At 79.1% G+C, this 25167-nt stretch carries 19 protein-coding genes and 1 riboswitch; of the genes, 10 read left to right on the forward strand and 9 right to left on the reverse strand.

Going from position 1 to position 25167, the window contains the following annotated elements; all coding sequences use genetic code 11:
* Positions 1-60: 60 nt before the first annotated feature.
* Positions 61-1800, forward strand: coding sequence for a CTP synthase (locus tag WDV85_RS16840; protein WP_171204155.1), 1740 nt, complete (start codon positions 61-63; stop codon positions 1798-1800).
* Positions 1797-2444 carry an NUDIX hydrolase gene (locus WDV85_RS16845; protein WP_339571724.1) on the forward strand — a complete coding sequence of 216 codons (648 nt, stop codon included), beginning with the start codon at positions 1797-1799 and terminating at the stop codon, positions 2442-2444. Before WDV85_RS16840 ends, WDV85_RS16845 begins: the two co-directional genes overlap by 4 nt.
* Positions 2445-2452: 8 nt before the next feature.
* Here the strand turns inward: WDV85_RS16845 and WDV85_RS16850 are convergent, their stop codons facing one another.
* Complete coding sequence (locus WDV85_RS16850) at positions 2453-4345, reverse strand: DNA polymerase (protein ID WP_339571725.1); 1893 nt, start codon at positions 4343-4345, stop codon at positions 2453-2455.
* Positions 4342-6090: an ATP-dependent DNA ligase gene (locus tag WDV85_RS16855; protein WP_339571726.1), complete on the reverse strand. Its 1749-nt coding sequence runs from the start codon at positions 6088-6090 to the stop codon at positions 4342-4344. Before WDV85_RS16855 ends, WDV85_RS16850 begins: the two co-directional genes overlap by 4 nt.
* Before the next feature lie 112 nt (positions 6091-6202).
* On the opposite strand from WDV85_RS16855, the gene WDV85_RS16860 reads away from it, so the two are divergent.
* From WDV85_RS16860 to metX, 4 genes are all read left to right on the forward strand, one after another.
* Positions 6203-6847 (forward strand): hypothetical protein, encoded by a 645-nt coding sequence (locus WDV85_RS16860; protein ID WP_339571727.1) that lies wholly within the window; start codon positions 6203-6205, stop codon positions 6845-6847.
* A gap of 216 nt (positions 6848-7063) precedes the next feature.
* Positions 7064-7471: a YkvA family protein gene (locus WDV85_RS16865; RefSeq protein ID WP_339571728.1), complete on the forward strand. Its 408-nt coding sequence runs from the start codon at positions 7064-7066 to the stop codon at positions 7469-7471.
* A 105-nt stretch (positions 7472-7576) separates the two neighbouring features.
* Positions 7577-8977: a DUF4192 family protein gene (locus WDV85_RS16870; protein ID WP_339571729.1), complete on the forward strand. Its 1401-nt coding sequence runs from the start codon at positions 7577-7579 to the stop codon at positions 8975-8977.
* 97 nt (positions 8978-9074) lie between these two features.
* A riboswitch (SAM riboswitch) is annotated at positions 9075-9186 on the forward strand.
* A gap of 274 nt (positions 9187-9460) precedes the next feature.
* Entirely contained in the window at positions 9461-10642 is a 1182-nt protein-coding gene (metX, locus tag WDV85_RS16875; RefSeq protein ID WP_445263379.1) for a homoserine O-acetyltransferase MetX, read from the forward strand.
* Here metX and WDV85_RS16880 read toward each other — a convergent pair.
* A complete protein-coding gene (locus WDV85_RS16880) occupies positions 10639-11136 on the reverse strand; it encodes an NUDIX domain-containing protein (RefSeq protein WP_171204306.1) in 498 nt (165 codons plus the stop codon). The genes metX and WDV85_RS16880 overlap by 4 nt on opposite strands.
* 140 nt (positions 11137-11276) lie before the next feature.
* Between WDV85_RS16880 and WDV85_RS16885 the strand changes: the two genes are divergently transcribed.
* Complete coding sequence (locus WDV85_RS16885) at positions 11277-11690, forward strand: universal stress protein (protein ID WP_298989162.1); 414 nt, start codon at positions 11277-11279, stop codon at positions 11688-11690.
* Positions 11691-12033: 343 nt separating this feature from the next.
* Positions 12034-13629: an RNA polymerase sigma factor gene (locus WDV85_RS16890; RefSeq protein WP_339571731.1), complete on the forward strand. Its 1596-nt coding sequence runs from the start codon at positions 12034-12036 to the stop codon at positions 13627-13629.
* Positions 13630-13724: 95 nt separating this feature from the next.
* Here WDV85_RS16890 and WDV85_RS16895 read toward each other — a convergent pair whose 3' ends face one another.
* From WDV85_RS16895 to WDV85_RS16905, 3 genes are all read right to left on the reverse strand, one after another.
* Positions 13725-14123, reverse strand: a complete 399-nt coding sequence (locus tag WDV85_RS16895; RefSeq protein WP_339571732.1) for a hypothetical protein — start codon at positions 14121-14123, stop codon at positions 13725-13727.
* Positions 14120-14650 carry a DUF456 domain-containing protein gene (locus WDV85_RS16900; protein WP_339571733.1) on the reverse strand — a complete coding sequence of 177 codons (531 nt, stop codon included), beginning with the start codon at positions 14648-14650 and terminating at the stop codon, positions 14120-14122. Before WDV85_RS16900 ends, WDV85_RS16895 begins: the two co-directional genes overlap by 4 nt.
* A 109-nt stretch (positions 14651-14759) precedes the next feature.
* Complete coding sequence (locus WDV85_RS16905) at positions 14760-14960, reverse strand: DUF7455 domain-containing protein (RefSeq protein WP_171203702.1); 201 nt, start codon at positions 14958-14960, stop codon at positions 14760-14762.
* 275 nt (positions 14961-15235) lie between these two features.
* On the opposite strand from WDV85_RS16905, the gene WDV85_RS16910 reads away from it, so the two are divergent.
* Positions 15236-17368, forward strand: coding sequence for a DNA gyrase/topoisomerase IV subunit B (locus tag WDV85_RS16910; RefSeq protein WP_445263380.1), 2133 nt, complete (start codon positions 15236-15238; stop codon positions 17366-17368).
* An 89-nt stretch (positions 17369-17457) separates the two neighbouring features.
* Here the strand turns inward: WDV85_RS16910 and WDV85_RS16915 are convergent, their stop codons facing one another.
* On the reverse strand, positions 17458-19986 hold the full coding sequence (locus tag WDV85_RS16915) for a DNA gyrase/topoisomerase IV subunit A (protein WP_339571735.1): 2529 nt from the start codon (positions 19984-19986) through the stop codon (positions 17458-17460).
* A gap of 124 nt (positions 19987-20110) precedes the next feature.
* On the opposite strand from WDV85_RS16915, the gene WDV85_RS16920 reads away from it, so the two are divergent.
* A complete protein-coding gene (locus WDV85_RS16920) occupies positions 20111-23584 on the forward strand; it encodes a BTAD domain-containing putative transcriptional regulator (protein WP_339571736.1) in 3474 nt (1157 codons plus the stop codon).
* Positions 23585-23642: 58 nt separating this feature from the next.
* Here WDV85_RS16920 and WDV85_RS16925 read toward each other — a convergent pair whose 3' ends face one another.
* Both WDV85_RS16925 and WDV85_RS16930 read right to left on the reverse strand, forming a co-directional pair.
* Positions 23643-24344, reverse strand: a complete 702-nt coding sequence (locus tag WDV85_RS16925) for a hemerythrin domain-containing protein (protein ID WP_339571737.1) — start codon at positions 24342-24344, stop codon at positions 23643-23645.
* An 88-nt stretch (positions 24345-24432) separates the two neighbouring features.
* Positions 24433-25116, reverse strand: coding sequence for a nitroreductase family protein (locus tag WDV85_RS16930; protein WP_339571738.1), 684 nt, complete (start codon positions 25114-25116; stop codon positions 24433-24435).
* Between the last annotated feature and the right edge of the window lie 51 nt (positions 25117-25167).

The following is a 25167-nucleotide window of genomic DNA, read 5'->3' on the forward strand; positions in this document are numbered from 1 at the left end:
GGCCGCCGACGACCGGGCCCGCCGACGACTCAGCCCGCCGACCGCTGGGCCCGCCCGTCGCTGCTACCGTCGAGGTCCGTGGTGGAACGCGGTCTCTCCCGGTCAGGCGGCGCGCTCAGCGGCAGCGGCACGCGGCACATCTTCGTCACCGGGGGGGTGGCGTCGTCCCTCGGCAAGGGGCTGACGGCCTCCAGCCTCGGTCACCTCCTGCGGGCCCGCGGGCTGCGGGTGTCCATGCAGAAGCTGGACCCGTACCTCAACGTCGACCCCGGGACCATGAACCCGTTCCAGCACGGCGAGGTCTTCGTCACCGACGACGGCGCCGAGACCGACCTCGACATCGGCCACTACGAGCGGTTCCTCGACGTGGCGCTCGACGCGGCGGCCAACATCACGACGGGGCAGGTGTACTCCGAGGTCATCGCCAAGGAGCGGCGCGGGGAGTACCTCGGCGACACCGTCCAGGTGATCCCGCACATCACCGACGAGATCAAGGCGCGCATGCGCGCCAAGGCCGTGCCCGGCCCGGACGGCGAGCCGGCGCCCGACGTCATCATCACCGAGGTCGGCGGCACCGTCGGCGACATCGAGTCGCTGCCCTTCCTCGAGGCCGCCCGCCAGGTGCGCCGCGACGTCGGCCGCGACGACGTCTTCTTCGTGCACGTCTCCCTCGTGCCCTACATCGGCCCGAGCGGGGAGCTGAAGACCAAGCCCACGCAGCACTCGGTGGCGGCGCTGCGCAACATCGGCATCCAGCCCGACGCGCTCGTGTGCCGCTCCGACCGGCCGATCCCCGAGGGCGTCAAGCGGAAGATCGCCGCGAGCTGCGACGTCGACGAGGCGGCGGTGGCCAACGCCGTCGACGCGCCGTCCATCTACGACATCCCCAAGGTGCTGCACGCCGAGGGCCTCGACGCCTACATCGTCCAGCGGCTCGGGCTGCCCTTCCGCGACGTCGACTGGAGCGAGTGGGACCAGCTGCTGCAGCGCGTCCACGCGCCCCGGCACACCGTGCGCGTGGCCCTCGTCGGCAAGTACGTCGACCTGCCCGACGCCTACCTGTCGGTCACCGAGGCCCTGCGCGCCGGTGGCTTCGCGGCCGACGCCCGCGTCGTCCTGCAGTGGGTCGCCTCGGACGAGTGCGCGAGCCCCGAGGGCGCCCGCCGCGCGCTGGCGGGCGTCGACGCCGTCTGCGTCCCCGGCGGCTTCGGCGTCCGGGGCATCGAGGGCAAGCTCGGCGCGCTGACGTGGGCCCGGACCAACAAGGTGCCGACCCTCGGCCTGTGCCTGGGGCTGCAGTGCATGGTCATCGAGCACGCCCGCTCCGTCGCCGGGCTCGAGGGCGCCTCGAGCTCGGAGTTCGACCCCTCGACGCCGTACCCGGTCGTCGCGACGATGGAGGAGCAGAAGGCCTTCGTCGAGGGGGCGGGCGACCTCGGCGGCACCATGCGTCTCGGGCTCTACCCGGCCGCGCTCACGCCCGGCTCGGTCGTGGCCGAGGCCTACGGCGCGGAGCTGGTCCACGAGCGCCACCGCCACCGCTACGAGGTGAGCAACGACCACCGCGAGCAGCTCGAGGCCGCCGGCCTCGTCGTCTCCGGCCAGTCACCGGACCGTGCGCTCGTCGAGTTCGTCGAGCTGCCCCGCGAGGTGCACCCCTTCTACGTGGGCACGCAGGCGCACCCGGAGTTCCGCTCCCGCCCCACGCGCGCCCACCCCCTCTTCGCCGCGCTCGTCGAGGCGGCCGTCGCGCGCCAGCGCGAGGAGCGGCTCGTCGAGGTCGACGAGGTGCTCGCGTGAGCGGCGCCGAGGGGGGCGAGCTCGCCGACGTCCTGGCCCCGCGGCCCGTCGTCGGCCGCGAGACCGTGTACTCCGGCGCGGTCTGGGACGTCGCGAGCGAGCGCGTCGACCTCGGCGGCGACGAGCCCGTGCAGCGGGACAAGGTCGTGCACCCCGGCGCCGTGGGGATCCTCGCCCTCGACGACGCCGACCGGGTGCTGCTCGTGCGGCAGTACCGCCACCCCGTGCGCCACGAGCTGTGGGAGGTGCCGGCCGGCCTGCTCGACGAGGCCGGGGAGGCCCCGCAGGACGCCGCGGCCCGCGAGCTGGCCGAGGAGGCCGACCTCGTCGCGGGGCGCTACGACGTCCTCGCCGAGTGGTACAGCTCCCCGGGCGGGTCGGACGAGGCGCTGCGCGTGTACCTGGCCCGCGACCTGCGGCCCGTCCCCGAGGGCGAGCGCTTCGCGCGCGAGCACGAGGAGGCCGACATGGTCACGCGCTGGGTGGCGCTGGACGAGGCGCGCGACGCGGTGCTCGCCGGCCGCCTGCACAACCCGACGCTCGTCGTGGCGGTGCTGGCCGCCGTCGCGGCGCGCGAGCAGGGCTGGGCCACCCTGCGCCCGGCCGACGCGCCCTGGCCGGCTTTCGCGGACCGCCGGGACTGACGCCGGCCTCAGCCCTTGGCCTGCGACCACCGCTCGACGACGGCGACGTCCGCCGTGAAGCGCACGGGCGGCCGCGCGACCGCACGGCACCAGCGCGCGGAGGCCGCCTCGAGGTCCCGGACGAGCTCGGCGGCGACGTCGGGGGCCGCGTCCTCGCGCACGTGCAGCAGCAGCTCGTCGTGCAGGCAGAGCACGACCTCGCCGTCGCCGGAGGCGAGCAGCCGGGCCCGCACCGTGGCGGCCCACGCCTTGAAGAGCTCGGCCGCCGAGCCCTGGACGACGGCGTTGCGGGCGTAGCGGCCGCGCGCCGCCCGCGCGGCGCGCTCGCGGTCCACGGCCGCCGCTCCCGCCTCGACGGGCACCTCCTCGACGGCGGGCACGCGGACCCGGCGCCCTCCGGCCGTCCGCACGTCCTCACCGGCGGCGCCGCGGCGCGCGGCGTCGACGAGGAAGCCCGTCGCCACGGGGTAGGCCCGCTCCATGGCGGCCAGCGTGGCGCCGGCGGCGCCGCTCGTCTGCCCGTACATGGCCGCGAGCACCGCTACCTTGGCGACCTCGCGGGCCACGCCCAGGCGCGCGGCGACGGGGGAGTAGAGGTCGTCGGCGTCGGCCGCCCGGGCGAGCGCCCGGTCGCCCGAGACGACGGCGAGGACGCGCGGCTCCACCTGGCCGAGGTCGGCGCGCACGAGGAGCCGCCCCGGCTCGGCCCGCACGGCCACGCGCAGCTCGCGCGGCAGGTTGTGCAGCCCGGCCGACGCCGTCATGCGCCCGGCGCCGCCGTCGCTGGCCGACCAGGCCGCGCGCAGGCGCCCGCCCCTCACCGCCTCGTCGAGCCAGCGGTAGCCGTGGGCGACGGCGAAGCGCTCGGCCCGCCGCCACGCCACGAGCGCGCCGAGGGCGGGGTGGGCGCCGTCCTCGGCGGCCAGCCCCTCCAGGCGCCAGGAGCGGGTGTCCGGCAGGTCGAGACCGACGTCGTGCAGGGCCCGGCGCACCTGGGCGGGGCTGCGCAGGTCGACGGGCGACCCCGGTGCGCCGGCGCCCCCGTCGTGGCGGCCCGTCGCGCCGTCGGGGACGCCGAGGGCCGCCAGCACGGGGGCGTCGCGCGCCGCTCGCTGCCTGGCCGCCTCCGCCTCGTCGCGCGGGCGCGGCCCGACCACGCCCTCGACGACGCGAGCCGCCTCCGCGGCGTCCAGGGGGAGGCCGCCGTGCGCGAGCTCGACGGCGAGGACGGCCGCCGCCGACTCCGACCACGCCGTCTGGACGGGGTCGCCGCCCGCGCCGCCCGCGCCGCCCGCGTCGCCCTCGACGTCCCGGCCGCCGGTGCCGCCGGCCGCGCCGGCCGGGGAGGACTCCCGGACGACCGCGCGGAGGCGCTGCTCCTGCAGGCGGGCGGTCTCCAGGGCGACCGCCGCCCAGCGGGCGGCCCTAGCGGGGGAGTCCGCCCACGCCCCGTCCACCCAGTCGGGGCTGAGGTGCCCGTCGGGGCGCACCGGCCCGTCAGCGTCCCCGGCGGCGGGACCGCCGGCGGCGACCTCCAGGCCGCCGGGCGTCCCCCCGAGGTCCAGCTGCCCCGGCACGGGGGCGCCGGCCGGGTCCAGGCCCGCCGCCGCCGCCCGCACCGCCGCCGGGCCGTCGTCGTGCCCGCCCTCGAGGAGGCGGTGGACCGCCGCCAGGTCCCAGGCGCGGGCCGGGCGGGGCGGGCTCGCCGCCGCCTGGAGCGCCCCGAGGACCTCCGACGCCGACCACCACACCCATCGCGGTGACCGCTCGCGCTCCAACCGGTCGAGGGCGGCGGCCGCGGCGTCGACGCCGGACGCCGCCACGGCCCACGACCGCTCCCCGTCCGCCAGGCCCAGCCCGCCCGGCGCCCGGACGACGGCGAGCAGCGCCCCCGGGGTCACGGCGCGGACCCGTCCTCGGTGGCCTCGTGGCCGGCGTCGCGCCCGCCCCGGCCGTCCTCGGTCTCCTCCTCCTCGACGTCCTGGGTCGTGGCCCCGGCCGCACCCCCCGCGGCGGCGTGCAGCCGCTCGACCGCCTCGACGACGTCCGCCTCCGACGCCGGCTTGTCGGGCCGGTGGGCGAGGACCCGCGCGAAGCGCAGGGCGAGACCCGCGGGGTAGCGGGGGGAGCGCTGGACGCCGTCCAGGGCGATCTCGACGACGAGCTCGGGGCGCACGCGCACGACCCAGCCGTCCTCGTCGACCGCGAGGTCCCGCAGCCGCTCCGTCTGCCACGCGAGCATCGCGTCGGTGAGGCCCTTGAAGGTCTTGCCGAGCATGACGACGCCGCCCGGCGGACCGAAGCGGCCCTCGGGGTCGCGGGCGCCCAGCCAGAGGTTGGAGAGGGTGCCGCGGCGGCGGCCGGAGCCGTGCTCGGCGGCCAGCACGACGAGGTCGAGGGTCAGGCGCGGCTTGACCTTCACCCAGGCGGCGCCGCGCCGGCCGGCGGCGTAGGGCGCGTCCGCCGCCTTGACGACGACGCCCTCGTGGCCGCGCGCGAGCGCGTCGCGGGACGCCGCCTCGGCCGCGCCCGGCTCCGCGGGGGAGGCCTCGACGCCGGGCACGGCGAGGGAGGGGGCCAGGCGCAGGAGCTCGGCGCGCCGCCGGCGGAGCGGCTCGTCGAGGAGGTCCTCGCCGTCGCGGTGCAGCAGGTCGAAGAGGACGAGCCGGAGGTCGGGCTCCTCGGCCCCGTCGCCCTCCGCCCCCCGCGCCGGCCCCGGCCCGGCCGCGCCGGCGGACCCCGCCGCTCCGGCCGCGGGGCGCCGCCGCGTCGCCACCCGGGAGGCGGTCTCCTGGAAGGGCAGGGGCCTGCGGTCGCGCCAGTCCGCCGCGCCGCCGGGGAGGAGGCCGAGGACCTCGCCGTCGAGGACGAGCGCCCGGGCGGGCAGCGCGCGCACGGCGTCGGCCACGCCCGCCAGCCGGTCGGTGACCTCCTCGGCCGTGCGCGTCCAGAGCCGGACCTCGTCGCCCTCGCGGTGGACCTGCACGCGGACGCCGTCGAGCTTCCACTCGACGACCGCCGGCCCCGTGCGCGCCAGGGCGTCGGCCACGGAGGGGGCCGAGGCGGCCAGCATGGGCGCGAGGGGGCGGCCGACCCGGAGGCCCACGGCCGCGAGGGCCTCCTGCGCCGCGGCGGGCCCGGGAGCCCCCAGCGCCCGACCGGCCACCTCGACGACGTCGCCCGAGAGCGTGAGGGCGCGGCGGACGGCGGCGGCCGGGACCCCCGCGGCGGCCGCCACGGCCTCGACGAGCACGCCCCGCTGGGCGCCCTGGCGCAGCTCGCCGGAGACCAGCCCGGCGACCAGCCGCTGCTCGGGCCCGGTCGCGGCGGCCAGGACCGCCGCGAGCAGCTCGCGCCGCCGGCCGGCCGACCCCGGACCGGCCTCGGCCGCGGCGGCCTCCATGGCCGCGTCGAGGTCGAGGACGTCGAGCGACGCCTCGGCCGCCGGCGGCGGGCGGTCGGCCAGCGAGCGCCACCCGAGGCCCGTGCGCCGCTGCCGCAGCTCGCCCTCGAGGTAGCGGACGACGACGTCGCGCTCGTCCTCCGCCGCCTCGCGCAGCACCGCGGCGACGAGGTCGCGCTTGCGGGTGCGCGACGACGTGGCGGCGACCTCGTCGAGGCGGGCGGCGAGCACGGCGAGCAGCACGCCCCCATCATGGGCGGGCGCACCGACAGCCGGCCCGGCCGGCGCCGCGCCCGCCGCACCCGCGCGGGGGAGGACCGTCGGCCCGCCGCCCCACCACCCGACGGAGGACACCGTGCCCGACGCTCCCCGCAGCCACCCCGACGACGCCGGCGTGGTGCAGCGCCTCGTCGACCTCGGCGTCCGGGGGGCCGGGCCCCTCGACAGCGCGGCCGAGGTGGCCGCGGCGGCCCTGCGCTCCACCGGAGACCCCGAGCGGGCGATCGACCGCCTCGTGGCCCAGCACGTGCGCCTCGCGGGGGCCGAGGGCTTCGCGACCGGGCTCGGCGGCCTCGTCACGCTGCCCGTCGCCCTCCCCGCGAACGTCGTCGCCTTCTACGCGCTGGGCACGCGCCTCGCGGCCGCCGTCGCCCACGTCCGCGGCTACGACCTCGAGGACGGCCGCGTGCGCGCCGCCGTCCTCGACAGCCTGGTCGGCGCGGGCAACGCCCTGCCGGGGGCGGCCGGCGGGGGGCTGCTCTCGCGGACGCTGCTGCGCGGCCTGCCCACGCCGATGCGGATGGCGGTCAACAAGGGCGTCGGCTTCCGGCTCCTCGGGCAGACGGGCGCGCGCGCCGCCGGGCGCCTCGGCCGCTTCGTGCCCGTGGCCGGCGGCGTCGTCGGCGCCGCCGCCGACGCCTGGCTCATGCGCGGCATCGGTCGCCGCGCCCGCGAGGACTTCCCGGCCGAGGGCACCGCGGGGCTCGCCCGCCGCGCCTGACGGGCACCTCCGGCGGGCGAGCGCGGTGCCCGCACGGCGGGCGGAGCACCGGTGCGGGCTGCCGCCTCCGGGGGCGCCCGCCCCGGGAGGCGGGCCTCGGGTCGTCGGGGAGCCGGGGCCGTCGAGGCGTCGGGGGCAGGTCTCCGCGGGGCCGGCCCGCGACAGCGCTCGTACCCTGGGTGCGTCGGTCCACCGCCCAGCCCCCGGAGGTCCCCCGTGGCCGCTCGTCGTTCCCGCGCCGGCGCCTGGCGCGCCCTCGCCGCCGCCCTCGCCCGCTCCCGCCGCCCCGGCGACCCGGGTCTGCTCGACCAGCTGTCCGCGCTCCCGCGCCTCGTCGTCGCGACGGCGCGCGGCCGCTACACCGGCACCTCGACGCAGCGGCTGGCCCTCATGGCGCTGGCCGCGGCGTACGTCGTCTCGCCCGTGGACCTCGTGCCCGAGGCCGTCTTCCTGCTCGCCGGCCTCGCCGACGACGCCCTCGTCCTCGCCTGGCTCGCGGGCGCCGTCCTGGACGAGACGAGCGCGTTCCTGCGCTGGGAGCGCACCGACGGCGCCGCCCGGGGCAGCCGCGACAGCCGCGGCTCCTCGCGCGGAGAGACGGTCGAGGGGCACGTCGTCGTCTGAGCCCCCGCGGCTCGCGCCGACCGGTCCTCGGAGACCTCCGGCCGCCGCCCGCGGCCTGTGGACGAGCGCTGCGGGCGGTCCCCGCCCGCCGCCACGCTCGCCCGCATGCCGAACCCCTCGCAGCCCCCCGCCCCCTCCCCGTCGTCGCCGCACGGCCGCTCCGCCGGCGGTGGGCCGCCGGCCGTCCTGCGGGTGTCCGACCCGCGCGAGCTGCTCGCCCTGGTGCCGCACCAGCTCGGCTTCACCCCGCGGCGCAGCGTCGTGCTCGTCTGCCTGCGCGGCGAGCGCCGGCGCGTCGGCCTCGTCGTCCGGGCGGACCTGCCGGTGGTCGACGATCGCGAGCGGCGCCTGCTCGCCGCGCGCCGCGTCGAGGCCGACGTCGTGGACCGCCTGGGCGCCGTGGTCGACCGGCTCGTGGCGCTCGCGGTCCGCGACGGCGCCGCGGCCGTGGTGGCCGTCGTCTACGACGACCCGGCCGCCCCCGACCCGGGGGCGACGGCCCCGGGGGCGACGGACCCGGGGGCGACGGACCCGGGTGCGACCGACTGGCTCCTGCCCGGGGCGGCGGCGTCCGGGGAGGACCCGCGCGACACGTCGGTGGCCGGGCTCGTCGAGGTCCTGCTCGGCGGCGCCTGCGCCACCGCGGGCGTCGCGCTCGCCGACGTCTGGTGGGTCGACGGGCACCGCTTCCGCTCCCTCGGCTGCCGCGAGGAGCGCTGCTGCCCGGCGGCCGGCGAGCCGCTGGAGGCGCTGGACGGCACGCTCGTCGCCGCGGAGATGGTCTCCCGCGGCTCCTCGCCCGCCGGCGCGCGCGAGCGCCTGCTCGACGACCTGCGGCCCGCGGGGGCCGAGGCGCGGCGCGACGCCGCCCGCAGCGCGGCCTCGGCCCGGCGCCGGGCGCGACGGGCCGCGGGGGAGCCCTCCCGCGCCGCCCGCGTGCGCGCCGAGGCCCTCGCCGGCCTGCGCGCCGCCGCCGAGGTCGAGCGGCTGGCCCACCTCGCCCGCGAGGAGGGCGGCCGCGGCGGGGGCGCCGACGAGCTCCACGACCCCGCGCTGCTCGGGCGCCTGGCCGCCGCCCTGCGCGACCCCTGGCTGCGGGACGCCCTCCTGGTGAGCCTCGTCCCCGGCGCGGGCGACCTGCCCGAGCAGCTCGTGCTCACCGGCCCGGACGAGCGCGCCGAGGCGCTGCTGGAGACCGTCGTCGGCGACCCGGGGGGCGCCCGCGAGCCGGACCCGGCGCTGCTCGAGCCCACCTGCGCCGTCCTGGCGGCCGTGGTGCGCCACCTGCCGGGCGCGGCGGGTGCCGACGCGCTGGCGGCCCTGGCGTGGGCCGCCTGGTGGAGCGGTGACGGCGCCCGCGCCGTCTCGTGCGCCGAGCGCGCGCTGGAGGCGAGGGCGGGGACGCCGATGGCCGAGCTCGTCCTCGACCTCGTGGACGCCGGGGCGGCGCCCGCCTGGGTGCGGGCGCGACGCGACGCGGAGGTGGCCGGCGGGGCGGACGGGTGAGCTGCGGCCCGACCGCCCGCGCCGCCGGCGGTCCGCACGGTGGGACGCCGCGGCGGACGGTTGAGCGGCCTGACGCGCCGCGGGTACCGTCGAGCCAGGTCATGAGTCCCAGCGCCAAGCCCCGGCTCGCTGGGCGGCAACCCTCCTCCGCGGTGGGGTGCCCCGGGTGATGACCTGGCCCGTCGGAGCCCGGCGGGCAAGCGCGGGCCGGCGAGCACGGCCCCGGGTCCCGAGGAGACGACCGTGGGCAGCACGTCGACCACCACCCGCAGCGGCACGACGGCGGACGCCGGCACCGAGCCCGCCCCGGTCCGGGCGGCGTCCCGGCCCGTGCCGGCGGCCCGCTCGTCCCGCCCCGCGGCCCCCGGCGCCACCGCGGACCCGGGCTCCCGCGCCGAGCTGGTCCCCACCGACCTGGTCCGGGGCGATCGGGCCCCCGCCGACCTGTCCCGGGCGACGGGCGGGCCGGAGGGGGAGCCCGCGGTGCCCGCTCCGGGAGAGGTGGGGCCGCCGCCGGCCTCGGGGGCCTGGCGCCCGGGCGACCCCGTCGGCGGGCGCCGGTTCTGCGCCGTCGGCGACCTGCGCCTGGAGTCCGGCGAGGTCCTGCCCGACGTCGTCCTGGCCTACGAGACGTGGGGCGAGCCCGACGCCGACCGCGGCAACGTCGTCCTCGTCTGCCACGCCCTCACGGGGGACAGCCACGTCAGCGGCCCGGCGGGGGAGGGGCACCCCTCCCCGGGCTGGTGGGACGCGCTGGTCGGCCCGGGCCGGGCCCTGGACACGAGGCGCTGGTGCGTCGTCGCCGTCAACGTGCTGGGCGGCTGCCAGGGCAGCACCGGGCCGTCGTCGACCGCGCCCGACGGCCGGCCCTGGGGCAGCCGCTTCCCGGCCACGACCGTGCGCGACCAGGTGGCCGCCGAGGCGGCGCTGGCCGACGCCCTGGGCGTCAGCGCCTGGGCGCTCGTCCTGGGCGGCTCGATGGGCGGCATGCGGGCGCTCGAGTGGGCCGTCGACCGCCCCGAGCGGGTCCGTCGCCTCCTCGTGCTCGCCTCCTGCGCCGCGTCGAGCGCCGACCAGATCGCCTGGTCGGCGGCCCAGCTGGCCGCGGTCGAGGGCGATGCCGGCTGGGCGGGCGGCGACTACCACGGCGCCGCGGACGGCGAGGGCCCGCACCGCGGCCTCGGGGTCGCGCGGCGCATCGCCCACACGACCTACCGCAGCGCGGAGGAGCTCGGCGAGAGGTTCGGGCGGGCGGGGCAGCCGGGGGAGGACCCGTCCCGCGGCGGGCGCTACGCCGTCGAGTCCTACCTCGACCACCACGCCGACAAGCTGGTCCGGCGCTTCGACGCGGGCTCCTACGTCGTCCTCGTGCGGGCGATGAACGGCCACGACGTCGGGCGCGGCCGCGGCGGCGTCGCCGCGGCCCTGGGGCGCGTGACGGCGACGGCCACGGTCGCCGCGGTGAGCAGCGACCGCCTGTACCCGGTGCGCGACAGCGAGGTCCTCGCCGCCGCGCTGCCCGGGTCACCACCGGTCCGCGTCCTGGAGTCCCCGGCCGGCCACGACGGCTTCCTCGTCGAGGTCGAGGCCGTGGGCGCGCTCGTGCGCGAGCTGCTGGCCGCCCCGGGAGGGCCGACGGGCCTGGCGCCCCGGCCGGCGGGCTAGGCGCCCGGGCGCCCGTCGGCGGCCCAGGACCGCAGGCCGTCCCACGTCGTGGCGAGTCCCGGGTGCAGCGGCAGCGCGCCCACGTCCGCGAGGGCGACCCAGCGCACCTCGTCGGACTCGGCCGTCGCCGCGTGCGGGCGCACGTCCTCGGCGCCGCGCAGGCGCCCGAGCACGACGGTGTAGGTCCACCCCCCGAGGTCGGCGGTGACGCGGCGGTCGAGGACGTCGACGGCGCCCGCCGGGACGCCGGTCTCCTCCCAGGCCTCGCGCAGGGCGCCGGCGACGGCGTCCTCGTGGCTGTCGACGGCCCCGCCGGGCAGCCCCCACGTGCCCCCCAGGTGCGTCCACCCGGCCCGCAGCTGCAGCAGGGCGTGGGTGCGCCCCGCCGGGGCGCCGCCGGCGCCGTCGGCCAGCAGCAGCAGGCCCGCGGCGCCGTGGAGGCCCCAGCGGCGGGCGCCCGAGGCCGTCCGCACCCACCCGTCCCCGTCGCCCACGCGGCCACGCTACGGCGCCGCCGACCGGGCGGCGGGCCGGGTCGCGTCCGGTAGCGTCCTCCGGGCGCCCTCGCGCGGGCCCGGACCGGCGGGCACCGCGCCCGCGGGGGCGGTGCCCGGAGGAGCCCGAGGGAGGCCGCATGAGCGTCGTCGTGGGTTTCGCGCCGACCCGGGAGGGCCGCGCCGCCCTCGCCGCGGGCCTGGCCGAGGCGGTCCGCCGCGGGTCGCGCGTCGTCGTCGTCGACAACCGGCGCGCCGACCCCGACGACCCGGACCCGCGCGCGACGAGCACGGCGGCCCTCGAGGCGCTGCGCCCCGAGGTGGAGGAGGCGCTCGGCGCGGACGCCGGCGCGCCCGCGTACGAGCTGCGCCCCCTGACGCCCGGCGCCGAGCCGTCCGCCGACCTGCTGGCCGTCGCGACCGACGCGGGCGCCGACGTCGTCGTCATCGGCCTGCGCCGGCGGACCCCGGTGGGCAAGCTCATCCTCGGCTCGGGCGCCCAGCGCATCCTCTTCGACGCCCCCTGCCCCGTCCTGGCGGTCAAGCCCTCCTGAGGGCGCCTCGCGCCCGGGCGGACGGCGACCACCCTCCGCGACGCGCGCGCCCGGGCGGCTCCGTCGTCCCGCCCCCGGGCGCCCTCCCGGGCCACCGCCCGTGACCGCGGGTCCCGGCGCCCCCCGGCCGGCCCCGAGCACCGCGCGCGCTGTGCGACGATGGGGACTTGCGAACGACCTGTCTCGCCATGCCCGAAAACGACGCGCCCGCCGGGGCATGGATCGGGGCGGGTGCTCGTTGACCACCTCGTCATCCCGTCCCCGCCTTCTCCCGGGCGTCGCCGCCGTCCCACCCGCCGGCGGTCCCGCCGCCCCGCTCGTCCACCTCGACGAAAGGCAGTCCGTGTCGTCGGTCCCCAGCCCCAGCACCGCCCAGCAGCTCCCCGCCGAGTTCTCCCACCCGCAGCTCCAGGAGCTCCTCAGCTCCGGGCGCGCCTCCGGCAGCGTGACGGCCAGCAGCCTCCGCTCCGCCTGCGAGAGCGCCGAGGTGCCCATGTCCCGCATGAAGTCGGTGCTGCGCGCCCTGGACGAGGCGTCCGTGTCCGTCGTCGTGGACGACCCCCAGCCCGTCGCGAAGCGCGCCAAGCGCACCGCCGCGGCGACGAGGACCCGGGCGGCGACGACCGTGGCGGCGCAGCCGGCCGAGGCGCCCGAGGCGGACGGGGAGCCCGCGGCCCCGGCGCGCAAGGCCCCTGCGCGCAAGAAGGCCGCGCCGGCCGGCGGGGCGGCGGGCGCGAAGACCACGACGTCGAAGAGCGCCACGACGAAGAGCGCCGGCGCGAAGACGGCCGCGAGCGGGTCGAAGACCGCGGCGAAGGGCTCGCGCGGCGGGAGCGCGGACGAGGGCCCGACCGACGTCGCGACGCCGGACGTCGCCGACACCCTCGCCGACGAGGACGCGCAGGCGCGCCCGACGGTCGCCGAGACCGACGCGGCGGACGCCCCCGCCACCGAGGGCAAGGGCGACTCCTTCGTCCTGCGCGACGACGACGACGAGGACGCCCCCGCGGTCCAGGTCGTCACCGCGGGCGCCACGGCCGACCCGGTCAAGGACTACCTCAAGCAGATCGGCAAGGTCGCCCTCCTCAACGCCGAGCAGGAGGTCGAGCTGGCCAAGCGCATCGAGGCCGGCCTCTTCGCCGAGGAGCGCATGACCTCGGGCGAGGTCACCGACGCGCGCTACCACCGCGAGCTGCAGTGGATCGCCCACGACGGCCGCCGCGCGAAGAACCACCTGCTCGAGGCGAACCTGCGCCTCGTCGTCTCCCTCGCCAAGCGCTACACGGGCCGCGGCATGCTCTTCCTGGACCTCATCCAGGAGGGCAACCTCGGCCTCATCCGCGCGGTCGAGAAGTTCGACTACACCAAGGGCTACAAGTTCTCGACCTACGCGACGTGGTGGATCCGCCAGGCCATCACCCGCGCCATGGCCGACCAGGCGCGGACCATCCGCATCCCGGTCCACATGGTCGAGGTCATCAACAAGCTGGCCCGCGTCCAGCGGCAGATGCTCCAGGACCTGGGCCGCGAGCCCACGCCCGAGGAGCTCGCCAAGGAGCTGGACATGACGCCCGAGAAGGTCGTCGAGGTCCAGAAGTACGGCCGCGAGCCCATCTCGCTGTCGACCCCCCTGGGTGAGGACGGCGACAGCGAGTTCGGCGACCTCATCGAGGACTCCGAGGCCGTCGTCCCGGCGGACGCCGTGTCCTTCACGCTGCTGCAGGAGCAGCTGCACTCGGTCCTCGACACGCTGTCCGAGCGCGAGGCCGGCGTCGTCTCCATGCGCTTCGGCCTGACCGACGGCCAGCCGAAGACGCTGGACGAGATCGGCAAGGTGTACGGCGTCACGCGCGAGCGCATCCGCCAGATCGAGTCCAAGACGATGTCCAAGCTGCGCCACCCCTCGCGCAGCCAGGTCCTGCGCGACTACCTGGACTGACCGCCCGCCGGCAGCACCACGACGGCCCCGCCGCTCCGCGAGGAGCGGCGGGGCCGTCGTCGTCCGGGGCCCCGGGGCGGCGAGGGGCCGCTCCGCTAGGGCCCGGCCGCCGGGAGCGCGCCCAGCGGCGCGGTGGCGGTGCCGCTCTCCTCGCAGACCCAGTGCGGGTCGGGTCCGAGGTCGGGCAGCACGTGGAGGACGTGCGGCTGCACGTCGTCGCGCGCGTGGGGCAGGGGGCACGGCGGCCACGCCAGGCCCGAGCCGTCGCGGAGCGCCTCCTGCACGTCCTGGGCCACCTGGCCGGCGACGTGCTCGGCGCCGCCCGGCCACGCGTCGAGCCACCAGCGGCGCTCGCGGACGCAGGCGTCGACGACGTCGACGTGCGCGGCCGAGCCGAGGCCGGCGGCGGACAGGTCGTGGACGACGCGGGCGCGCGCCTCGAGGAGGGCCGGGTGCGTCGGGGTGCCGGGGGAGGGGGCGTCGTCGTCGCTCACGGGAGCCACCACAGCACGGCCGTGAACCACAGGACGGCCGACACGAGGACAGCCGCCAGCTCGATGAGCAGCGCGACGCCGGCGGCCCGCAGCCCCGTCCTCGTGCTGCGCCACGCCGTCGCGGCGTCGGGCTGGCGGTGCCGCTCGGCGAGGTAGAGGCCGCCGAGGAAGCCGAGGACCAGCCCCAGCACGGGGACGACGAAGAAGCCGACGACGCCCGCCAGCCCCCCGATCACCAGGGAGCGGTTGGGCACGCCCGCCCGCTTGAGCGAGACGCCCGCGGTGAGGTACTCGAGCAGCTGGCCCGCCGCCAGCACGACGACGACGCCGACGAGGACCCACCACGCGGCGCCGCCCGTGACGATCGCCCAGACGAGCACCGACGCCGCGACGAGCAGGCCGCCGGGGAGCACGGGCACGACCGTCCCGAGGACGCCGAGCACGACGCCGACGCCGGCGAGGACGGTCACCGTGCTCGCGAAGCCGTCGAGCACCTCACCCACGGCGCCGCCCGGGAGCGCCGCCACGACCCGTCACCGGGCGCAGACGCACGACGGCCGCCGTCCCGGAGAGGGACGACGGCCGTCGGAGCGCCACGAGGTCAGGGTCGCGCGGGGGTCGTGGTGGGTCGGGGGCTCAGGAGCCCGCGAGGCGCGAGGACTCGTCGACGATGTCGGCCCCCGACTCGCGGAGGCGCCCTTCGTGCTCGCGCCCGTGGTGGTTGCAGAAGTACAGCTCGCCGCCGGAGGGCATCCGGACGAGCAGGTAGGCCTGGGCTCCGCACCGGTCGCAGCGGTCGGCCGCGGTGAGGTGCTCTGTCGCGAGGGTGGCGGTCACGTCGTCCTTCCCAGGGGCTCTCGGTCGTTCCGTGGTTCACCGACTCCAACATCGAACCACGGCCTGCCGTTCCCCCATCGGTCGGACGGGCCCGTTCGCTGACGGAGGAACACCGCGTCGCCCCCCGGGCGCCAGCCCCCTCACCCGTCCGGACCAGCCGGCGACCGGCTCGGCTCCACCGCGCCGTCGGGGGCGCCGTCTAGCCTGGCGGCGTGGCACAGCAGACGTCCGCGCCCGCCCGACCGGCCGCGCCCCGCCGGCCGACCGAGCGCGTCGTGCGCGCGGGGGACCGAGACGACGCGTACACCGCACGGCACCTGTCGGTCCTCGAGGGCCTCGAGGCCGTGCGCAAGCGGCCGGGCATGTACATCGGCTCCACCGACGCGCGCGGCCTCATGCACTGCCTGTGGGAGGTCATCGACAACGCCGTCGACGAGGCCCTGGGCGGCCACGCCACGCGCATCGACGTCGTCCTGCACGCCGACGGCTCGGTCGAGGTCCGGGACGACGGCCGCGGCATCCCGGTCGACGCCGAGCCGAAGACGGGCCTGTCGGGCGTCGAGGTCGTCTTCACGAAGCTGCACGCGGGCGGGAAGTTCGGCGGGGGCTCGTACGCGGCCTCCGGCGGCCTCCACGGGGTCGGCGCGTCGGTCGTCAACGCGCTGTCCGCCCGCCTCGACGTCGAGGTGGACCGCGGCGGCCGCACGCACGCGATGAGCTTCCGGCGCGGTGAGCCCGGCGTCTTCGACGACGCAGGCGGCGCCCCGAGCGCCTCCTCGCCGTTCGCGCCCTTCACCGACTCCTCCGAGCTCGCGGTGCGGGGGCGCACCCGCAAGGGCGCCAGCGGCACGCGCATCCGCTACTGGGCCGACCCGCAGGTCTTCCTGCCCGACGCCGCCTTCGCCTACGACGAGCTCGTGGCCCGCGCCCGGCAGACGGCGTTCCTCGTGCCGGGCCTGCACCTCGTCCTCGTCGACGAGCGGGAGGGCCGCCGCGGCGAGGACGGGGAGCCGAGGGTCGAGGAGTTCCGCTTCGACGGCGGCATCACCGAGTTCGCCGACCACCTCGCCACCGACCCGCCGGTCAGCGACGTGTGGCGGCTGCAGGGCAGCGGCCGCTTCACCGAGACGGTGCCCGTCCTCGACGCCATGGGGCACCTGGAGCCCACCGAGGTCGAGCGCGAGTGCGTCGTCGACGTCGCGCTCCGGTGGGGCACCGGCTACGACACGACGGTCCGCAGCTTCGTCAACATCATCGCCACGCCCAAGGGCGGCACCCACCTCGCGGGCTTCGAGGCGGCGCTGCAGAAGGTGCTGCGCAAGGCCATCGAGGAGAACGCCCGCAAGCTCAAGGTGAGCTTCTCCGGCAAGCCGGGCGGCGACAAGCTCGAGCGCGACGACGTCATGGCCGGCCTCACGGCGGTGCTCACCGTCCGCCTCGCCGAGCCGCAGTTCGAGGGGCAGACGAAGGAGGTGCTCGGCACCTCGGCGGTCCGCGGCATCGTGGCCCGCACGGTGGAGAAGGAGCTCTCCGCCCGGCTGGCCTCGACGCGCCGTGAGGAGAAGGCGCAGTCGGCGGCCGTGCTCGAGAAGGTCGTCTCGGAGATGAAGTCGCGCATCAGCGCGCGGATGCACCGGGAGACCCAGCGGCGCAAGAGCGCCCTCGAGAGCTCGTCGCTGCCGCCCAAGCTCAAGGACTGCCGCAGCAGCGACGCCGACCGCACCGAGCTCTTCATCGTCGAGGGCGACAGCGCCCTCGGCACGGGCATGCGCGCCCGCCAGAGCGAGTACCAGGCGCTGCTGCCCATCCGCGGCAAGATCCTCAACGTCCAGAAGGCGTCGCTGGCCGACATGCTCGGCAACGCCGAGTGCGCGGCCATCCTGCAGGTCATCGGGGCCGGGTCGGGGCGCTCCTTCGACCTCGAGGCGGCGCGCTACGGGCGGGTCATCGTCATGACCGACGCCGACGTCGACGGCGCCCACATCCGCACGCTGCTGCTCACGCTGTTCTTCCGCTACATGCGCCCCCTCGTGGAGGCGGGCCGCGTCTTCGCCGCCGTCCCGCCGCTGCACCGGGTGGAGGTCCTCGGCGCCGGCCGCCGCCCCGCGGAGGTCGTCTACACCTACTCCGAGGCCGAGCTGGCGAGCCTGCTGCGCGACCTCGAGAAGAAGGGCCGCCGCTGGAAGCCGGGCATCCAGCGCTACAAGGGCCTCGGCGAGATGGACGCCGACCAGCTGGCGGAGACGACGATGGACCCGACCCGGCGCACCCTGCGCCGGGTGCGCATCGAGGACGCCGCCGCGGCCGAGCGGGTCTTCGAGCTGCTCATGGGCGGGGAGGTCGCGCCGCGGCGCGACTTCATCGTCGAGGGCGCCGCCGACCTCGACCGCGAGCGCATCGACGCCTGAGCCGGGGACGCCGCCCCGCGGCGCCGGTCCGGCCCCCGGGTCTCGGGACGCCGGGGGAGCGGCGGGGCGGGCGGCCGGTGCGGGCCGGGTCAGCCGACGCGGCCGGCGACGCTGACGACGGCCTGGGGCAGCGGGGTCCCGGAGCCGTCGCGGCGCCCCTGCTCCGCCGGCAGCGGCACCGCCGCCCCCGTCGCGGCGCCGGCGGCCACCGGGCCGGCGCCGACGAAGGCGACGAGCAGCGCGTCCTCGCCCCGCAGGAAGCGGTGGCAGCGGACGCCGCCGGTCGCACGGCCCTTGGCGGGGTACTCCGCGAACGGCGTCACCTTCGCCGTGCCCGCCTGCGTGCCGGGCAGGGCGCCCGCCGAGCCGGCCACCGTCACCACGGCCGCGGCGTCCTCGGCGCCCTGCGCCACGGCCCCGAGGTGCAGCACGCGGGCGCCGGGCGCGAGGCGCACGCCCGCGACGCCACCGGCGGCGCGGCCCTGCGGCCGGACGGACGCGGCCGGGAAGCGGAGCAGCTGGGCGTCGGTGGTGACGAGCACGAGGTCGCGGTCGTCGTCGGGCAGGTCGAGCGCGCCGACGACCTCGTCGCCGTCCTTGAGGGCGACGACGGGGAAGTCCTCGCGGGCCGGGGCCTCGCCGGGGGCGACGCGCTTGACGACGCCGCCGGCCGTGGCGAGCGCCAGCCCGCCGGCGCCCTCGGGCACGTCGAGCCGGGCGAGGCCGACGACGCGCTCACCGCGCTCGAGGGCGGTGGCGAAGTCGACGAGGGGCGCGCCGCCGGCGAGCGACGGCGGGCCGGCGGTCGGCGGGAGGGCGGGCACGTCGACGACGGGCAGGCGCAGCACGCGGCCGCGGCTCGTGACCGCGCCGACCTCGCCGCGGGCGGTGGTCGCCACGGCGGCGACGACGACGTCGTGGGCCGAGCGGTCGGCCCCCGGCAGGCCGGCGGGCTCGGGCGGCGGCGCCCCTCCGGCGCCGACCCCGTCGCCGGCGCCGGAGGTCCGGGCGAGCAGGCCCGTGGCCGACAGCAGCAGCCAGCACGGGTCGTCGGGGACCTCGAGCGGCGTGGCGGGGCCCTTGCCCCGGGCTCCGCGGGCGGCGGGAGCAGCGGCGCCGGACGCCTCGAGAAGGACGGTGCGCCGCGGCGTCCCGTGCTCGCGGGCCACCTCCGCCAGCTCGTCGGAGACGACGCCGCGCAGCCGCGCCTCGTCGCCGAGGATCGCCTCGAGCTCGTCGATCGCCGCGCGCAGCTCGTCGCGGCGCGTCTGCAGCTCGAGCGTGGAGAAGCGCGTGAGGCGGCGCAGCTGCAGCTCGAGGATGTGGTCGGCCTGGGCCTGGCTGAGCTCGAAGACGGCCATGAGGCGCGAGCGGGCGGCCGCGGCGTCGTCGCTGGAGCGGATGACGGCGATGACCTCGTCGATGTCGGCGACGGCGACGAGCAGGCCCTCGACGAGGTGCAGGCGCTCGGTCGCCCGCTGCAGCCGGTACCGGCTGCGCCGGCGCACGACGTCGAGCCGGTGGTCGACGTAGACGGACAGCAGGTCCCGCAGCCCGAGGGTGCGGGGCTGGCCCTCGACGAGGCAGACGTTGTTGACGCCGAAGGAGTCCTCCATCGGCGTCAGGCGGTAGAGCTGCTCGAGGACGGCGTCGGGGTCGAAGCCGGACTTCACCTCGACGACGAGGCGCAGCCCGCTCTCGCGGTCCGTGAGGTCCTGGACGTCCGAGACCCCTTGCAGCTTGCGGGACTTCACGGCGTCGGCGATCTTCTCGACGACGCGCTCCGGGCCGACGCCGTAGGGCAGCTCGGTGACGACGATCCCCCGGCGGCGCGGGGTGATCTGCTCGACGCGCGTGGTGGCCCGGGTCCGGAAGGTGCCCCGGCCCGTCGCGTAGGCCTCGCGCACGCCCTCCAGGCCGATGATCCGCCCGCCCGAGGGCAGGTCCGGCCCGGGCACGAAGCGGAGCAGGTCCTCGAGCGTCGCGCCCGGGTGCTCGATGAGGTGGCGGGCCGCGGCGACGACCTCGACGAGGTTGTGGGGCGGCATGTTCGTCGCCATGCCGACGGCGATGCCGCTGGCGCCGTTGACGAGCAGGTTGGGCAGCGCCGACGGCAGGACGCCGGGCTGCTGCAGCGAGCCGTCGTAGTTGGGGACGAGGTCGACGACCTCCTCGTCGAGGTCGGCCACCATGAGCGAGGCGGCGGCCGCCATGCGGGCCTCGGTGTACCGCGCCGCCGCCGGGCCGTCGTCGAGGGAGCCGAAGTTGCCGTGCCCGTCGACGAGGGGCAGCCGCAGGCTGAAGGGCTGGGCCATGCGGACGAGCGCGTCGTAGATGGCGGTGTCGCCGTGGGGGTGCAGCTTGCCCATGACCTCGCCGACGACGCGGCTGCACTTGACGTGCGCCCGCTCGGGCCGCAGGCCCATGTCGGACATCGCGTAGAGGATCCGGCGCTGGACCGGCTTGAGGCCGTCGCGCGCGTCCGGCAGCGCGCGGGCGTAGATGACGGAGTAGGCGTACTCGAGGAACGACCCCTCCATCTCGGCCGCGACGTCGATGTCGACGACGCGGCCCTCGCCCGGGGGCGGGCCGGCGGGGGCGGAGGTGCGGCGGGCCATGGCCCCATCCTCGCGGACGCCGGACGCGCTCCGGCGGAGGACGGGCCGCGGGGCCCGGCGCTCGCCCCGCCCGGCGCGACCGGTGGGCCCCCGCGCGCGGGCGGCCCTGGCTAGCCTCCCCGCCATGGGGGCCTCGGGGGGCGTCGCGGCGCCGGCGGCGCCCGGCGTCCGGCTCCGGCTGCTCGGTCCGCTGGCCGTCGAGGTCGACGGGCGCGGGGTCGAGCTCGGGGGGCCGCGCCGCCGCGCTCTGCTCGCGCGCCTCGCCCTCGCCCGCGGCGCCGTCGTCTCGGCCGACCGGCTCGTGCACGACGTCTGGTCGGGCGAGCCGCCGCCGACCGCCCTCGCCGCCCTCCAGGTCCAGGTGTCCCACCTGCGGCGGGCGCTGGAGCCGGGGCGCGCCCGCCGCGCCCCGGCGCGGGTGCTCGTCAGCGCCCCTCCCGGGTACCTGCTGGCGCTGCCGCGCGCGGCGGTGGACGCGTGGCGCTTCGAGGACCTCCTCGCCGACGCCGCGGACCAGCCGCCCGCCGAGGCGCGGCACCGCCTCGACGAGGCGCTCGGCTGCTGGTCGGGCGACGCCCTCGCCGAGGTCCGCGACGCGGGGTGGGCCCGCCCGGAGGCCGACCGGCTCGAGGAGCTGCGGGCGACGGCGCTCGAGCGCCGAGCGGCGGCGAGCCTGGCGCTCGGCGCGCCCGCCGACGCCGTCGCGGCGATGGCGTGGCTGGTCCACGACCAGCCGGCCCGCGAGGGGGCGGTGGGGCTGCTCGCCCTGGGGCACTACCGCGCCGGCCGCCAGGGGGAGGCGCTCGCCGTCCTGCGGGCGGCCCGCGCCCACCTGGCCGACGAGCTCGGCGTCGACCCCGGCCCGGCGCTGCGCGCCCTGGAGGCGGCCGTCCTGGCGCAGGACGCGGCGCTCGACGGCCCCGTCGGCGCGGTCGTCGTGCCGGGGCCGCCGACCCGCTCCCCCTCCGGCCCGGCGCAGGGGGACGGAGGAGGGCACGGGCGGGAGGTCGCCGGTGGGCACGGGCGGGAGGGCGGAGCCGGGGAGCGGCCGGCGGAGGGCCGGGCCGGGCTCCTCGTGGGGCGTGCGGCGGAGGAGGCGGCGCTCGTCGCGGCGGCCGAGCGCGTGCGGGTCGGCGGGGCCGCCGCCGCCTGGCTCGAGGGCGAGGCCGGGGAGGGCAAGACGACGCTCGCGGAGGCCGTCGGCGCGGCGCTCGCGGCGCGGGGGTGGGCGCTGGCGCGGGGCCGCTGCCCGGAGGCGCAGGGCGCCCCGCCGGGCTGGGCGTGGTCGCAGGTGCTCGAGCAGCTCGACGTCCCCGGTGCGCCGTCCCGGCACGGGGGTGCTCCGACGGGTGGGGCCCCGACGGACGGGGCCGCGGCGGAGGGGACCGCGGCGGAGGGGACCGCGGCGGGGCTGGGCGCCGGGACGCCCTTCGCCCTGTCCCGGGCGCTCGCGACGGCGCTCGCGGCGGCCGCGGCCCGCGCGCCCGTCGTCGTGCTCCTCGAGGACGCGCACCGGGCCGACGACCTCACCCTCGCCCTGCTCCGGCACGGCCTCGCGGAGCTCGGGGACGCCCCCGTCCTCGTCGTCGTCACGCTGCGCCTCTCCGAGGCGCCCGCCGACCTCGTCGCGGTGCGCGCCGCCCTGGCGGGGCGGACGGCGGGGCACGTCGACCTCGCCGGGCTGCCGCGGGCGGCCGTCGCGCAGCTGGCCGGCGCGGAAGGGGTGGAGGAGCTCGACGGCGCGTCCCTGGACCTGCTCGTCGAGCGGACCGGGGGTAACCCCCTCTTCGTGCGGGAGCTCGCCCGGCTGGTGGCCGCCGGTGACCCGGCGGCGCTGGGCCGGGTCCCGCGCGGGGTCGCCGACGTCCTGCGCTGGCGCCTCGCCCGGCTCCCGGCGCCGGCGCTCGCCGTGCTCCGCCAGGCCTCCGTCCTCGGGCGCGAGGTCGACCTGGCGGTGCTCGCCGCGACGACGGGCCGCGACGAGGACGAGCTCGCCGACGCCCTCGAGCCGGCCGTCCTCGCGGGCGTCGTGGACGAGCCGGCGCCCGGCCGTCTGCGCTTCTCGCACGTGCTGCTGCGCGACGTCCTCCACGAGGACCTGCCGCGCCTGCGACGGACCCGGCTGCACGCGGCCGCCGTCGAGGTCCTCGAGCGCTCGGCGCCCCACGAGCTCGAGGCGCTCGCCCACCACGCGAGCGCGGGCCTCACCGCGGCGACCGCCGAGCGCGCCCTGCGCCACGCGACCGCCGCGGCGCGGGCCGCGGAGGCCGTGGGCGCCGCGGCGGTGGCGGGGCGCCGGTACGCCGAGGCCGTCACGGCGCTCGACCTGAGCGGCCGCGCGGAGTCGGGGGAGGCGGTCCGGGCGCGGGCGCGCGCGGTGCGCCACCTCGCCCGCGCCGGCGACGCCGTCCGGGCGCGCGCCCTGCAGCGGGAGGCCGTCGTGCTGGCGGGCGGGGACGACGAGCTGCTCGCCGAGGCGGTCCTGGCGTGGGACGCCCCCCTCGTGTGGTCGGTCCGCGAGGCGCGGCAGCCCGACGCCGTCCTCGTCGGAGCGGTGGAGCGCCTGCTGCGCCGGCCGCTGCCGGACCTGGTGCGCGGCCAGGTGCTGTGCGCGCTCGTCCGCGAGGTCGAGGGCGAGGACGTCCCCGCCGCGGCCGCGGCGGCCGACGAGGCGCTCGCCCTGGCGCGGCGGTGCTGCGGGGCCGGCGCGGACGTCGCGGCCGCGCCCCCCAGGGCGGGCCCGGCGTCCTCCCGGGCAGGGGAGGAGGCCGCGCGGCTGCTGTGCTCGGCGCTGGGGGCCCGCGCGTACGTGGCGCTCGGGCCGGACCTCGCCGGCGAGCGGGACGCCCGCGCCCGGGAGCTCCTCGCCGCGGCGCGCGCGCACCGGCAGGCCGACCACGAGGCCGTCGGCCACTGGTTCGCCTTCCTCGCGGCCGCGGCGCGGGCGGACCTCGCGGGCGCCGGGGCCGCGCTCGAGGAGGCGGTGCGGCGCAGCGCCGCAGGGCAGCTCGGCCCCGTGCTGCGCACCGTGGACTTCTGGCGGGCGAGCCTCGACGTCGTCGCCGGCCGGCTGCCCGCCGCCGCGCGCCGCTACGCGCGGGGCGCGGCGCGCATGGCCGCCGACGGCGCCCCCAACGCCGCGATCATGGACCTGCTGGGGCGGGTGGCCGTCGGCCTCGCGGGCGACGGCCTCGCGGCGGAGGTCGAGGAGCTCCTCGCCGCGGACCGGGCCTCGGGCGGCGCCCTCGCCCGCGTCGTCGCGCTCGCCCTCGCCGACGCCGGGCGGGTCGACGAGGCGCGCGAGCGGCTGGCCGCGGCGCGGCCGGTCGCCCGCGACTACTACTGGCTCGCCCTGACGGCCCTGCGGGCGCGGGCGGCGGCGCGGCTCGAGGACCGCGCCGCCGCCCGCGCCTGCTACGACGAGCTGCTGCCGTGGGCCGGCCGGGTGGCCGGCCTGGACTCCGGCTCCCTGCCCGTGGGGCCCGTCGACGCCGCGCTCGCCGGCTGCGCGGACGTGCTGGGCGACGGCGCGGCGGCCGACGCGCACCGCGCCGCGGCGGCGCAGCTCCTCCGGCACCTCGGCCGCGGCGGCGCCTGAGCGGGCGCCAGGGGCAGCGACGTCCGCGAGGGCCACGGTCCCGCCCACGCGGGGCGGCTCACGCCGCCCGGCCGAAGACGAGGCGCTCGAAGCGCCGGTGCCGTGGCCGCACGAGCGCCAGCAGCACGCGCATGACCGGGCCGGCCTCGGCCAGCAGGACGGCCATGACCTCGGGCTCCACCGTGTCGGCGATCCGGGGCAGGACGAAGCCGAGGTCGCTGTCGCGCCGCGCGACGCCGGCCATGACGCGCTGCCAGTCGGCCACGGAGACGTGCTCCTCCATGACGGGGAAGATCGTCCGCTCCTCGTCGGCCATGTGCTCGACGAGCAGGTCCCGCAGGTCGGCCAGCCGGACCGCGAGCGCCGTCGCCGCGTCCTCCGAGCGCGGGGACGCCGCGAGCGCGCGGGCGGCCGCCCGGACGCGGTCCATGCGGGGGTCGAGGACGGAGTGGTCGTCGCTCAGCTCGTCGAGGTCGACCGCGTCGCCGGCCGAGCCGACGATGACGGGCCACAGGAGGTCGTCCTCCGCGGCGTGGTGGTGGTGGATCGACGTCATCGACTTGTCGACGTACCGCGCCAGCGCCGTCGCGCGCCGGCGGTCGAGCACCTCGGTGCCGGCGGCGACGTCGTCCGCGAGGGCGGTGAGGCGGTGGGCGTCGCGCAGGAGGACCTGGTGGATGACGCGCAGGTGCAGGAGGTCGACGACGGGCTCGCCGGGACGGCGGGGGGTGACGGCGACGGGGGGCGTGGTGGTGCTCATGGCGGCTCCTCGGAGGGGGTCCGGCGGTCGGTCCCGACCGCCGGGGACGACGCTGCCGCCCGCCCCTTGCCGCTCACCTACCGCTCGCTTACGCCCCGGGCCCGCCCACGGCCGCGGGCGGAGCCTCGTCCCGTCCGCCCAGCGGCGTCCCGAAGCGCCCGTCGTGGGCGACGTCCTCGAGCGGCCGTCGCCGCGAGGGCCGCGGCCCGCCGGGGGGTGGGCCGTCGGGGTGCGGGGCCGGCGTCCCCAGCGCCACCGCCATGACGGGCGTGCGGTCGGGCGGGACGCCGAAGGCCGCACGGACGGCGTCGACGCGCGCGGTCGGCACGCCGAAGGGGCAGGCGCCCAGGCCGGCGTCCTCGGCGCCGAGCAGGAGCAGCGCCACGGCCATGCCCGTGTCCACGTGCCAGTACGGCACGGGCCAGCGGGCGGCGAGGTCGACGGGGGCGTGGTCGCCGGAGGCCTTGTCCGCCAGGGCGTACCGCTCGCGGTAGGCCTCCTCGCGGCTCCAGGCGACGACGAGGGCCGGGGCGGTGCGCAGCCCCCGCAGCCAGCGGTCGGGCGCCCGCCCCTCCTCGGTCGTCACCTCCCAGTACCGGGCGACGTCGCGGGACCGGCTGAGCACGAGGAAGTCCCAGCCCTGGGAGGCGCCGGCGCTCGGCGCGCGTGAGGCGAGGTCCACGAGGTCGTGCAGGAGGACCCGCGGCACGGGCGCCGCGGGGTCGAAGGACCGCTGGGCCCGGCGGGCGCGGACGGCGTCGGGCACGTGCACCCGCGGAGTCTCCTCGCTGCGCCCCGCCGGTGTCCTCCCCGGTCCTCGCCG

The organism is Pseudokineococcus sp. 5B2Z-1 (genome assembly GCF_037482305.1).
Lineage (GTDB): Bacteria > Actinomycetota > Actinomycetes > Actinomycetales > Quadrisphaeraceae > Pseudokineococcus.